This window comes from Rhizobium sp. AN80A, assembly GCF_030053015.1.
In the GTDB taxonomy this organism is placed as follows: Bacteria; Pseudomonadota; Alphaproteobacteria; order Rhizobiales; family Rhizobiaceae; genus Rhizobium; species Rhizobium metallidurans.
In genome coordinates, this window is record NZ_JASJPX010000002.1 from 208222 (window position 1) to 220120 (window position 11899).

At 58.7% G+C, this 11899-nt stretch carries 11 protein-coding genes and 1 pseudogene; 7 read left to right on the plus strand and 5 right to left on the minus strand.

Going from position 1 to position 11899, the window contains the following annotated elements; translation table 11 throughout:
* Window positions 1-297 precede the first annotated feature (297 nt).
* The 4 genes and pseudogenes from P3R82_RS07330 to P3R82_RS07345 all read left to right on the plus strand — a co-directional run bounded on the left by P3R82_RS07330 (window position 298) and on the right by P3R82_RS07345 (window position 3452).
* Entirely contained in the window at window positions 298-606 is a 309-nt protein-coding gene (locus P3R82_RS07330) for a DUF736 domain-containing protein (protein ID WP_111564253.1), read from the plus strand.
* 356 nt (window positions 607-962) lie between these two features.
* Window positions 963-1355, plus strand: a complete 393-nt coding sequence (locus P3R82_RS07335) for a hypothetical protein (RefSeq protein ID WP_283193609.1) — start codon at window positions 963-965, stop codon at window positions 1353-1355.
* A 410-nt stretch (window positions 1356-1765) separates the two neighbouring features.
* Window positions 1766-2197 (plus strand): hypothetical protein, encoded by a 432-nt coding sequence (locus P3R82_RS07340; RefSeq protein WP_111564252.1) that lies wholly within the window; start codon window positions 1766-1768, stop codon window positions 2195-2197.
* 188 nt (window positions 2198-2385) lie between these two features.
* Window positions 2386-3452: pseudogene (locus P3R82_RS07345) on the plus strand (GlxA family transcriptional regulator).
* A gap of 178 nt (window positions 3453-3630) precedes the next feature.
* On the opposite strand, the gene traR reads toward P3R82_RS07345, so the two are convergent.
* On the minus strand, window positions 3631-4452 hold the full coding sequence (traR, locus tag P3R82_RS07350) for a transcriptional regulator TraR (protein WP_349294042.1): 822 nt from the start codon (window positions 4450-4452) through the stop codon (window positions 3631-3633).
* Window positions 4453-4627: 175 nt separating this feature from the next.
* On the opposite strand from traR, the gene P3R82_RS07355 reads away from it, so the two are divergent.
* Together P3R82_RS07355 and P3R82_RS07360 are read left to right on the plus strand one after the other, a co-directional pair.
* Window positions 4628-4807: a hypothetical protein gene (locus P3R82_RS07355; RefSeq protein ID WP_018010295.1), complete on the plus strand. Its 180-nt coding sequence runs from the start codon at window positions 4628-4630 to the stop codon at window positions 4805-4807.
* Between the two features lie 54 nt (window positions 4808-4861).
* Window positions 4862-5287 (plus strand): hypothetical protein, encoded by a 426-nt coding sequence (locus tag P3R82_RS07360; protein ID WP_283193610.1) that lies wholly within the window; start codon window positions 4862-4864, stop codon window positions 5285-5287.
* A gap of 156 nt (window positions 5288-5443) precedes the next feature.
* Here the strand turns inward: P3R82_RS07360 and P3R82_RS07365 are convergent, their stop codons facing one another.
* From P3R82_RS07365 to traA, 4 genes are read right to left on the minus strand one after another with little or no spacing between them, the layout of a single operon-like run.
* Complete coding sequence (locus P3R82_RS07365; protein WP_111564339.1) at window positions 5444-6058, minus strand: TraH family protein; 615 nt, start codon at window positions 6056-6058, stop codon at window positions 5444-5446.
* 13 nt (window positions 6059-6071) lie between these two features.
* A complete protein-coding gene (locus P3R82_RS07370) occupies window positions 6072-7238 on the minus strand; it encodes a conjugal transfer protein TraB (protein WP_283193611.1) in 1167 nt (388 codons plus the stop codon).
* Window positions 7228-7794, minus strand: coding sequence for a conjugative transfer signal peptidase TraF (traF, locus tag P3R82_RS07375; RefSeq protein ID WP_283193612.1), 567 nt, complete (start codon window positions 7792-7794; stop codon window positions 7228-7230). Before traF ends, P3R82_RS07370 begins: the two co-directional genes overlap by 11 nt.
* Window positions 7791-11372, minus strand: a complete 3582-nt coding sequence (gene traA, locus P3R82_RS07380; protein ID WP_283193613.1) for a Ti-type conjugative transfer relaxase TraA — start codon at window positions 11370-11372, stop codon at window positions 7791-7793. Before traA ends, traF begins: the two co-directional genes overlap by 4 nt.
* A gap of 251 nt (window positions 11373-11623) precedes the next feature.
* Here traA and traC point away from each other — a divergent pair, with 251 nt between their 5' ends.
* On the plus strand, window positions 11624-11896 hold the full coding sequence (gene traC / locus P3R82_RS07385) for a conjugal transfer protein TraC (RefSeq protein WP_112437022.1): 273 nt from the start codon (window positions 11624-11626) through the stop codon (window positions 11894-11896).
* Window positions 11897-11899: the final 3 nt, after the last annotated feature.

Consider the following 11899-nt stretch of genomic DNA (forward strand, 5'->3'; position numbering starts at 1 on the left):
GGGCAATCATGTTGTTACTTGTCTTGAGGGCGTCCGCGAATAGTAGCGCGGCGCGCCGCTGCTCGTGACGCCAAGAACATGTTTCGCCAAACGTGTTTAGGCTGGGCGCGCACCTGATCCGCGCCGAGCCAATGTCACCAGCGCGCATCATGCTTCACGCTTCTCCCCTACTCGCAGATCTGCGACTTGCCGCGCCGTACTCCCTTGCGCCTTATATCGGCGGGCTAGTTTCTGATGGCCCTTTTCAACAGCTGCCGGCGCGAAGTCCGGAGCACCAAGAATTGAAAGGAACGAAGAATGGCAACGATTGGGACTTTTGCCGCTACCGAGAGCGGCTACACCGGCTCTATTCGTACGCTGGCAATGAACATCAAGGCACGCATTGACCGAGTTGAAAGCCCCTCCGAGAAAGGACCTCAGTACAGGATTTACTCAGGCGCCGTTGAGTTTGGAGCCGCATGGAAAAAGACCTCCGACCAAGGCCGTGACTACCTGTCGATCAAGCTCGACGATCCTAGTTTCGCCGCTCCAATCTACGCAACGCTCGCCGACGTAGAGGGAGAGGACGATCTCAAGCTTATCTGGTCCCGTCCGAACCGAGATTGAGATAGCATAACGGCCAGCTTCCCCGGGGCGTTGCGATCCGCGCTTCGGGGTCGACGTATTTCAAGGAGACGCCGTGTGGGAGACATCGGAAGGAGCCAATGTGCGATACCCGCGAAGATGCTTGTGTCTGAGCAGATCGAGAGAAAGCCGCACGGCATCCGTGTTCAAACTGATGGTTCATGGCCTGTCCTCCACGCAGCTAACTTGACGGGGCAATTGAAACGTTCTCGATTTGATGGATTTTCCCGCCCACCTTCGTGCTCTTCGTTCGCCAAGACCTTCGCGGGGCGGACGACAATGTTGACACTCTGCTTTGTACGGTACAAACAAGGCTGTTAATTATCTAGGAGACGTTCATGGCCGACGAAATTTCCGAAAATCCGACAAGCGCAGAGCCGGCGGTGTCGCAGGAACAACCTAAGAAAACGCGTGCGCGCCGTCGAAGCAAGGAAGAGATGGCCGCCGCACTCGCCGAGAAGAATTCCAAACGTGCATCGAAAACCAAGTCGGTGTCCCTGGGGTCCTCCGTGAGCGTCGTGGCGAAACCGACACAAAAGGGTGCAACCAAGGCAGCTTCGCTCAAGGTCACGAAAGGCGAGAAAAACCTCGAACCTTCCACTCCTGTCGGAGCCGCCGGTCTCGCTGATCTGATTGCGCTCGAATCTGAAAATCAGAGGCTTCGCAAGTCGTTGGCGGAGAAGCTCCGTGCCGAAAACGCAGACCTTCGTAAGAAGCTCGGCCTGGATTAGAACTAGGCTTCCTTTACTGGGCGGCTCGGTCCTTGATCCGGCGCCGACTGTTGAACGTGACCGGGCCAGCGTCATCCGCTTGCGACGAAAGCTCCATACCGGCCAATCATTGAGCCGACCGAAGCGTTCTAACTGGAGATAGCCAAGCGCCACTTATCGGGAGGCGGTTGGCCATGCCTTCACCGAGGTTTGTTCCGAGGATTAGCTTGTTATCGAATGGGTGTAGTCACGCGCGATATCGACCTTGCAAGCCGTCGGTCGCGCAACGTCCGGGCGGCACTGCTCCTTGCACTCTCGCGACGGGCTCCCGTGCCAATGGCGATTGGCGTGCGAGTAGACGGCACACGTGAATCAGCTTAGGTCTTGGGGGTGATTGGGACGTTCGCTTCTAGGGGAATTCGGGAGGTGACATGTTTGGTTTCTTTAAGCGGAAGAAGCACGCTTCGTTTTCACCTGAGGTTCAACTTCTTTGGGCCGAAATCGAGAAATTTCGCGTCCGGTATCGAGGAAATGGGAGGCCCAATGAGAGGGCTTTCGATGACGCCGCCGAGGAAATTTTTGCAACCCTGATTGCTCAAGACAGTCTTGCAGCGGTTTTAGTCATCAAGCGGGGATGGTCCGTGGCGGATGCCGCGCATATGATGATCGCAGAACATGTGTCTGCCGAGATCCTGTCTGGGAAACTGCACAATTCCCGAGGCATACTTGGCGAGAAAGGCAACGCATATCTGAAGCTCTTCAAAGTATGTACGGAAAGAATGATCGGCACGGGTCGTATACCCGCCCAGGAAGGCTATGCCGGGATGCGCGAGTTCGAGCAGGAGATTGCGACCATCGGCTAGTTTCTCTCGGCCGTCGATACTATTCGACATTTCCAAAGAAATCGCGTTGCACTTCAAATGGCTTAATCTGACAAGCGAGCAGATGAGCGGACTCTTACGCGTGGCGGGTGACAGTCTCGCGTTGCAAAGAAGCTTGAAAGTGCTTCCCACGTTAAAATCAAGAATATGCGTGCTATCTTGGGAGCGCCATGATCCGCCATCAAACCTCGCAAAGCAGAACGAGTAGCAAGCCACCGGTCAAACTTAAGATCGGCTTTTTGCTGGCTAGAAACTTTACGTTGAATGCCTTTTCCCTTTTCGTTGACACTTTACGTCTCGGAAGTGACCAAGGAGACAATTCCGGGCGGATTGCATGTGATTGGTCCGTGATGAGTTCGACGAGCCATTTCATTGCCTCAAGCTCTGGCGTTCAGGTCGTTCCAACGTCGCTTTTGAAGCCAGCTAATGATTTCACCTATCTGGTGGTCGTGGGAGGCCGTCTCAACGAAGAAGAGGTGTTGGATCCTGAAACCCTTCGATATCTAAAAAAGGCATCCGAAGACAACGTGCCTATTATTGGCCTGTGCACCGGCAGCTTTGTTCTGGCTTCGGCGGGTTTGTTGAAGGGCAAGCGGGCATGTGTCAGCTGGCTGCATCACAAGGAATTTCGCGACAGGTTCCCTGAAATCTCGGTCTCATCACACGAACTGTTCGTGGAGGACGGAGACATAATTACCTGCGCGGGGGAAGCAGCGCGGCGGATCTCGCCGCGTTCCTGTTGAACAGGCATATTGGTGAATATGCGGAAAGAAATGCATTGGAGATACTTCAGATCAGCAGACGTCGAGATGCCAGGGAGATGCAAACTCGCAACCCGCTTGGACAGGCCGCCGATGACAAGCGGGTCGAATTGGCGCTCTTGATCATGGAGCAGCATGTGGAGGATCTGCTTGAGATCGAGGACATTGCCACGCATGTCGGTTTGTCCCGACGGCAGCTTGAACGCACATTCAGAGCAAGATTGGGAGTTTCTCCCTCCGCGGCTTATCTAACGATGCGCCTCGATAGTGCCAATCGGCTCGTTCGTACCACCGCCGTGAGCTTAGCGGAAATTGCCCTGATGACAGGTTTCGAGAATTCCTCGCACTTCATCCGCAGATTTCGAGAACGTTTCGGCGATCCTCCAGCGACGGTCAGAAAGATGCTCAAACTCGAAGTTCAAGCTATCCAGCAGCCGCTGACCACGTTGGCCAATTTGGAAGGTGATAATTCATAGCCATACCGCGATCGCATCTAGCGAGTCAGCCCGATCGGCATCATATCGGGTGGCCGATAGGTCAAGGTAAGTGCGCGCCTGCTTTCGAAATGCCGAAGCCCATCTGCAACACGGCACTATCGGGATGGCCGTTGCGTTCCGCGACGGATACTACGTCGTCGGCAATGTCTAAGACAAATCACATCAATCCACGTCTGATGGCCAAAGCCACCAGCTGCGTGTTATTGCAAAGGTCGTATCGGGCTCTCAACGCCTCCAATGTCTTTCGGACGGTGTTGTATTTTAGGTTTTCGACGTCGGCTACGTCTTGCACTGTTTTGCCGAGTTCAAGCCAACGTGCGAAGATCACCTCCTTCGGAGTGAGATGAAAGGGCTCCTCGACCGATGGTGTCACTTGCAGCGCCTGAATGCGAGCATGGACCTGCGCGACAGTGGAAGCCGCCATCACTGCATCGATCTCTCCATCGATGGCCGGCCGCGGCTTACTAGAAGCCAAGGTCAGCATGGCTGTCCCGCGGTTTGGCAGAGCAACTGGAACGGTAATTCCCGATCGGATGTTAAAGTCCGCGGCATTGGCGAAGAACTCCTTCTGCCGCTTGGACATCGATGCCGTATCTGTTTCTGCTGACCATGAGAAAACGCGTCGAAGCTTCTTTGCCCGCTGAATAACGGGGTCAAGTAGCTTAAAATTGTTATGGAAATAGTGGTGTTGCCAATCGGGATGGTAATTGGATATCGCGAGGGTATGACCGAAACGAAGATCGATATAGGCATATCCGGAGAATTGAAAGCGTTCTGCTAGATCGGAAAGCGCGGATTTTAGCGTGTTCTGATCGCGCGCTATGGCGGTAATATCGAGTAAGGTGTCAAGCCAATGAGCCAAGGTAATATCCCCGTGTTGACCGCCTGCATCGCGCGAGAATAAATTGAAACATATATCCACATTTCTAGCAAGGCGAGCATTTCTGCGAGGAGGTCGAGCACCGAATTTCGGCGTCATCACTGCATGCCTTGCGAACCGAAGCCTCCCGCTTCATCAAAGTCTCGCCGAAATGAACGTTTGCAGCGACTTAGCGTTAGGAACCTTAATACGGCGCAGCGCCTGGTTGGCGTTTGCGCTTTCGCCGGAGTCCCTGCATTAAAGTTTAGGAAACTAGCTCAGGAGGGCCTTAACGATGACAGACATCCAGCTGGAGGCGCTCATAGCGCTCATGGAAAAGCGGGCGGAAGACGCCGCCAAGTCTCCAGATGACGCGCGCCGTCATCTGATGGACGCCGGCATTGTGTCTGCCGATGGCAAGCTCGCTCCGGAGTACGCGCGCGACGACGACGCTGAGGAAGCGGCCGCCGCTTGAGTTTCAATTATCCAGCATACGCTGGGCTACCACGGCTGCGACAAGGCTGTCGGTATGGCTGCGCTAACTGGCGCATCACCCGTTCTCCCGAGTGAAAAGGCTTATGACTGGCTCGGATCCGGCATCTATTTTTGGGAAAACGATCCTGAGCGGGCGCTTGAATGGGCGACGCAAAAAGCTGAATCTGGCGCCTACGAAGAGCCTTTCGTGATCGGGGCAATTATCGATCTTGGCAATTGCCTCGACCTCATTACTCGCAAGTACGTCCCTGTCATCCAGACCAGCTATCGTATGCTGAGGAGCCAGATCGAGGCGACTGGCGGAAAAATGCCTGTGAATCCCGATGCCAGAGGCGACAGGAATTCCGACAAACTGGTGCGGAAGCTGGATTGCGCCGTTATCAACTATGTCCACGAGATCGCCAAGGAAGCCACCCTTCCGGCATTTGACACGGTTCGAGGGCTATTCCCCGAAAGGTAATGAAATCTACTATGGCGCTCGCTTTCATGAGCGTACCCATACGCAGATCGCTGTTCGCAATGATGCCTGCATCAAGAGGTTCTTCCTTCCGCCGGGAGAAGCGTCAGCACTGACTTTCCCGGCGTCGCCCTAACGCTCATTCATTGGAAACGCTCGCTATCTCTGACCGCCAATCCTCGACAGATCGATCCTGATACTTGCCCCATCGATATCGCTTGTGTTTGGCGGTTCGGACTCACTTACTGCCGGCGCGGGCTCGGCAGGCTCTTCCTCCACGCCCTTCGCCTTGCTGTCCACCTCGGGAACTGCGCCCCCCGGATCCTCGCCTTGAAACACGCCTTGGCCCTCGAACTGACCTGTGTTCCAGGCGTAGACCGCATCGTCGAAAATTTGCGGAAAGACCTCTGCGCTCGTGGGGTTGCCATACCATTTTCTTACGATCCGAAGGATCTTGGCGAACATCGCAGATCCCTTTCGGAGATTCTCACAAGGCTCGACCAGATCGGACGCGATCTCGGAGCTATCTTTCACGCCCACACCGGCCGGAAGCTGCGTCACGCCGACACGGACCACCGCCTGGCCGACATACTGCCGGACTATACCCATCGCCTCGTCGGGGGTTTTGGGCTTGGGAATGAGGATGAGGCGGCCACCCGATTTGACGGTGACGGCGAGTGGGTCGCCGGAGCCGACCGCAGACACGAACTGCTCAACGATAGCTGGCTTGAGCGTCGGATCGGCGCACTCCTTGATAAAGGCCGGGTCCATGATTTGGGCTCCAGGATCAGATGTTGAAGGACATGACGAGAGGTTTATCGAACAGCCGTGCCCAGGCTTCTGTGCTGGCGCGCTGAATGGCAGTGATGGAGGTTCCTTTGGTCCACCAGTCGTTTCCAAAGGCTATGACGAGATCCGGGTCATGAAGCATGGACTGTAAGACGGGCCAAATAATCAACTGCTCATAGCAGATGAGCGGAGCGACGCGCTTGCCGCTGACGGACACGACGGGATTTGCAAAAAAGTGTGCCCTTGCTCCGCCGGGTCTTCCGATCACTGGCAACCAAGGTTGCCACATCGAGCCCGGCACGGGCATGCGTTCCCGATAAAGGATCTCGCTTTCGGTGGCCGACACGCGAACAAGCACGTTGTCATATCCTTCAGCATCGACGACGGCCGCGCCGGCGATAAGGTTCAGATCTGTGCCGGTAAGCTGCTGCTGCCAAAGGTTTTCGACCGACGGCGTCCAGAACCCGAGAGCGCTTTCAGGCAAGAGCATGGTGGCGACGTCCGGCCGACGCATTAAGCGCAACGTTGCAACCAGGTCACTATGCCGAGCAAGACTGGTATCGCGACCGAGACTATTTCCGAGCTGCAGGTCGACGCCTTGCCAGCTCCACCGTATGTCGGGAGCGGTCCAAGATGCGGCGGACCAGAACCAGAAACCTACGAGGGTCACGGCTGCAGCCGGTCTATATCGCGTCGTCATGAACGCAAGACCGGCTGTGACTGCCGCAAGCCCCGCCCAACCCCATCCTGGAAAAAGAATGCCTGCCGAGGTGATCGGTTGAGCCCATCCGACAATCCCGAAGGGCGGTATGGCCATGAGCACCATCGCGATCGCATATCGCAAGGCTCTTTTGCAGCCGGATTGGCGTAACCACAGCGCCGCGTGCACGAAGACGAAGCCGATCGATGCGACAAGCCACAAGATCAACCCCGGCCAGATATCCGATTGATAGAAGGCAGCCACACCTTGCGGCAAGCCGCGCGAGGCTGCCAGAAAATAGGCTGCCGATAGGACGCCTGCAGCGCAGCGACTGCGTGCCATCGACCACAACGCCGGAAATGCTACAGCTGCGGGAAGCGCCAACACATGTCCGCTCCAAGCTATACAACCGATCGCGGCAGACGCCAGAACGAGGGCAAGTGGTTGGAGCCAATCAGGGCGCATAGGTAAGCACCTCCTTTGCGAGCCCGAGGACACCGGAGGCTGGAACCGGGCCGAAATACCGCGAATCCCAGGACCCTGGGAATGGCGAATGCAGAAAGACGAAACCGGACGGAACCGTCCCGCCTTCATATGGATGCAACGGTCGCCCTGGGCCGTCACGAGACACAAGGTTCGAGTTGGCAATCGGCCGTCCATCGATCGTGATGGCGCCCGCGATCTCGATGCGCTGCCCGCCTAGTGCAGTCACCGTTTTGATCAAAGGGCCAAAGCCGCCCGGGCACAGGCCCGAGCGAAGGTAGCCTCGCTCGAATCCTTCCAAGATGGTGTCGGTCTCTGGGGGGCAGACGAATACCATGTCGCCGACCTGAACCGGGCGATCGAGGGGTGCGACACGCCAAAGGCCGAGCGGCTCGCTGGGCGTGGTATTGATCCGAAGGCCACCAATGACGCCGCCGATAGTTACTGCGAGCGTAAGGCTGCATGAAACCGCGAGGAGAGCGATGGCCGGGCGCCTTTGGCGTCCGGCTGCCGAGGCAGGGGTCGGGTGAGACATCATTTCAGCGACAACCCTTTCGTCTGGGTTTGGCGCATGATTTCCGCCTGCTTGAGCGCCACCGCTGTGCGTTCATGCGCGGCCAGTTGCTGGACGGTACGGATCGTGTCCCAGGCGGAACGTAGTTCATTCTTCTGGGCCGGCTGCATTCCCGCCGACGCCGCCTCGAACGCCTTCCCGTCCGCCGTCGTTGCCGCGAGTGGCAGGAAGGTTCGTTCTCCGAAGCGCTCCGACACCGACTGGGCAAACCCCTCGAGTTCGGCCTTCACTTGTCTGTCCGCCAGGGCAAATTCAAGACCGGCGGGTATATCGTTTCGATCGATGGCGTCGCGCACGCGCTCGAGCACTTGCCTTGCGGACGCGGAGAGGGCAGGGATATCGAGCGAGAGCTTGGTGCGCACCGCGCGCTCCTCCTCCTCATAGCGGCTGGCAACGTCTGCCCGTTGCGCGATGAAGCCCCGCAGATCGCGGGCAAGGGCTGGCGCGTTGACGAGTGCTGTATCGCGCGCCTGCTTCTCGGTGCTGCCGGCAAACAGGCCGGTCTTGCCCTTCAGCACGCCAAAGCTTTCCGGCCGTTCGGCAATCCGCATAAGCGTCGTTGCCGCCAATGTCCCGTTCGTCAGCATGGCATCGACATTGACCGCCTTGAAAGCGGCCCGAGGATCCGCAAAGACGTAATGGAAGCGAGCAGATACCGCCGACCAGCTGTCCTTCAGGACGGGGTGGGCCGAGAGCCTGTCTTCGACCGCCTGAGCGATCGATCTGGGGAAGGTCGTCGTACCTGAGACCATGGGTTCTACCTCCTTGATTGCGGACGACGTCGATGCTCTCGACTTGGCTCCGCCAAGGCCAAGCTCCACTGCCGCGGCGGCAAGGCGTGCGCCAAGCTCGGCGAGCCTCGACGATTGACGGACGGTCCATTGCAGCCGGTCGTGCGCGATCGTGCGGGCGACATTCATGAGATGGAGGCCACGTGCCTCGGCAAATCGCAGTGCCGCGCGATAGTGCGAACCGTCCTGATAATCGAGCGTCGTTTCCTTCGATCCGGCCCGCGAGAGCCGTTCATGGAGTCGTGCCATCGCCAGCTCCTCGATCGGCACGACCTTCCAGGAATTCCGGTCGACCTCCTTGCCATTTGGAAGCGTGACGCGCTGCGATCCGACGTGCTTGAGGCCGATGCGATCACCGATCTCGGCTTTCGCTTCATTCATCGCCCGCGCGAGATCGACACCCCAGATGGTGCGCTCCTGGTCATCGGCATGGCCGAGCGTCACATAGTAGCTGTCCCGGTTGCCCGGCTTGTGTTCGTAGGGCGCCATGCCATGACCGATCAGCACGCCGCCGCGCCGTTGCGCGAAGTCTTCCAGGCCGACATAGAGTTCGGCCGTCTCGCGGTGGCGGGTCATGGCGACATAGGAGAGATGTCGGTCCAGCGTGCTCGACGCCAGCACCTTGACGCGATCGACGGTGGCGCCCTGGCTCTTGTGGACCGTGGTGGCGTAACCATGATCGACATTGGTGTAGAAACGCTGCTCGACCACGACCTGGCGCCGGTCTCCGCCAATGCCGACCTCAGCGACAATACGCCCTGGCTGGGCCTCGACCACACGCGCCAACATGCCGTTCTTGACGCCCAGCGATCCTTCATTCTTCAGGAAGACAATCTGATCGCCGGCCGCGAAGTGCCTCGTGCCGTCTTGCGTCCTGAACGCATCACCGGCCTCGATCACGCCTCGCTCGACCAGCTTGCCGCGAGCCATCTCGTTCAACAGCCGCACATCGACGCGGCGATGGGCGAGGATCAGGGTCGCCTTGGCCGGATCGTGTTCGCGGTCCCAGTCAGCGATCAGGGAAGCGATAGCCTCGCCCCTGGTCCAGGCGGTCCGAACCATATCGCGATCCGCATAAGCGTCGAGCGCGGCCGAGACGTTTCCGCGCGCCAGATCGAGCGAGGCATCGCGCATCCATTGTTCGCGCTGACGGTAGATTGTCTCGAGTTCCGCATAGCCGATCCGCTCGGCAATGGCGCGGAAGGCGGCCCCGGCCTCGATCGGCTGAAGCTGCTCGGGATCGCCGACCAGGACGAGCTTCGCACCTGATGTCGTCACCGCTTCGACGAAGCGCGCCATCTGTCGGGAGGAGACCATGCCGGCCTCGTCGAGGACGAAGATGGTCTTGTCATCAAGCCGGTCTCGCTGCTGATCCCATCGCAGCTCCCAAGCCGAAAGCGTGCGCGAGACCATCCCCGCTTCTTTCTCCAAACCTTCGGCCGCCTTACCCGCAAGCGCCCCGCCGACCACCCGATATCCGGCAGCCTCCCAGGCTTCGCGCGCCGCCTTCATCATCGTCGTCTTGCCGGCGCCGGCGCGGCCGATCACGGCGGCGATCCGCTCGGGACCAGTGACATGTTCGATTGCCGTCTTCTGCTCATCCGATAGGCGGTCATGCCGGGAAAAGACACCGTTAAGGACCGCTGGCTTGACGGCGTGAGAGGATCGCCGCGACAGCCAGATCGACTGATTGACCATCTGGGATTCAACGCGGATCAGCTCCCGTGTCGTGTACTTCGCCGCTGCCCTGACACCGGTGACAAGATCCATATGCTCACGTTCGAGCCGGAGCGTCCGTGGGCTCTGGAGGGTCCGCGCCATCAGGTTCTGGAAGAGGGCAGCATCGTCGATATAGCGATAGAGGATCTTCGCGACATCGCGTTCCTCGAAGACACTCTTCTCGCGGGTGATGAGGTCGAGCACGATCTCCGGATCGCGCTGGATCCGCCGGGCGTTCTCCTTTCGGCGTTCTTCCTGCAGTTCCAGCCGCTCGAGCGCGACCTTCTCCTCGGCTCCCTCAGCTTTCCTCTCGATCGCCTTGGTCCCGACGCCGAGATGGATGGTCGGTGTCAGCTCGATCCCTTGCCTTTCGAAGGAGCGCCCATCGATGCGGATATCGAGACCGGCGAGCGCCAAATGCTGGTTCTGGAGCGCGAACCATCCGTCGCGAAAGGCGTTGAAGTCGTCGGCGCCACCGGCCCAAAGCTCATAGACGATCTTGCCGGCATCGTTGCGAACAGGATTGCCCTCAGCTCCCAAGACCGCGACCTTCTTGGCGCCGAACCCGTCCTCGGTCAGCGGCCGCAAAGTGGTCATGAGATGGATGTGCGGATTGCCGGGAGCATCGTGAAACACCCAGTCGGCGACCATGCCCCTGGCGGTAATATGCCGTTCGACGAAGTCGCGGACCAGCGCGATGTTCTGATTGGCGTTGAGTTCCATCGGCAGGGCGATGGTCACATCCTTGGCAAGCTGCGCATCGCCGCGCTTCTCGAAGGCCTCGACCTTGTTCCAGAAGGTCTCCGAGGCACCTGAGACCGAACGATCGGCGATCATCTCCCGCAGCCATTGCGGCGCGTCCTCGGGAACGACGAACTCCTCATGCAGCAGCCCTTGCTTGCGGGAATAGTCGATCGTCCTGGCTTCCCGGTCGAATTCCATCTTGGCGCAATGTCGGTAGGCCGCCGACAGCACGGCGCTGCGGCCGGAGCCGCGGGCAACGATGCTGACTGAGAAATGCGGGACCGCCACGACGAGAACGAGCTCCTAGGTCGAACGAAATCAAACCGTTCGTCGGGAGCGGAGGGCCCGCCAAGGCCCAAAAGCAAGGCGTCGCGTCAGCGACGTATAATTGCGCCCTTGGATCCGCTCCTTCGGAACGGCGGGATCATTCGCCGAAAGCTGGCGCTTTGGCGAGGTGCAACATTGCACCTTTCCAGCGAGGGAAAATTCGGGGCAAGCTTCAGTTTCATCGGACTGAAAGCCACGAGGAACCGGCGCCCATGAAGAAGCCAACCGCCAAAATCCGGGAAGAGATTGCTCGCCTACAGGAGCAACTCAAGCAGGCCGAAACACGCGACGCCGAGCGCGTCGGTCGGATCGCGCTACGTGCGGGGATCGGAGAGATCGAGGTAGAAGAGGCTGATCTTCTGTCGGCTTTTGAAGAGGTCGCCGGCCGGTTTCGCGGAGAGACGAAACTCGCCCAGGGAGGCAAGCCTGCGACCACGCCGCCGAACGGCGTTGGCGAGGTTTCGGGCCAATCTGCGGAGACTTGAACG

What these genes read in the sequence shown, in the direction of transcription:
- P3R82_RS07330 (WP_111564253.1), top strand. Translation starts at nt 298, where the DNA reads ATGGCAACGATTGGGACTTTTGCCGCTACCGAGAGCGGCTACACCGGC.
- P3R82_RS07335 (WP_283193609.1), top strand. Translation starts at nt 963, where the DNA reads ATGGCCGACGAAATTTCCGAAAATCCGACAAGCGCAGAGCCGGCGGTG.
- P3R82_RS07340 (WP_111564252.1), top strand. Translation starts at nt 1,766, where the DNA reads ATGTTTGGTTTCTTTAAGCGGAAGAAGCACGCTTCGTTTTCACCTGAG.
- traR (WP_349294042.1), bottom strand. Translation starts at nt 4,452, where the DNA reads ATGACGCCGAAATTCGGTGCTCGACCTCCTCGCAGAAATGCTCGCCTT.
- P3R82_RS07355 (WP_018010295.1), top strand. Translation starts at nt 4,628, where the DNA reads ATGACAGACATCCAGCTGGAGGCGCTCATAGCGCTCATGGAAAAGCGG.
- P3R82_RS07360 (WP_283193610.1), top strand. Translation starts at nt 4,862, where the DNA reads ATGGCTGCGCTAACTGGCGCATCACCCGTTCTCCCGAGTGAAAAGGCT.
- P3R82_RS07370 (WP_283193611.1), bottom strand. Translation starts at nt 7,238, where the DNA reads ATGCGCCCTGATTGGCTCCAACCACTTGCCCTCGTTCTGGCGTCTGCC.
- traF (WP_283193612.1), bottom strand. Translation starts at nt 7,794, where the DNA reads ATGATGTCTCACCCGACCCCTGCCTCGGCAGCCGGACGCCAAAGGCGC.
- traC (WP_112437022.1), top strand. Translation starts at nt 11,624, where the DNA reads ATGAAGAAGCCAACCGCCAAAATCCGGGAAGAGATTGCTCGCCTACAG.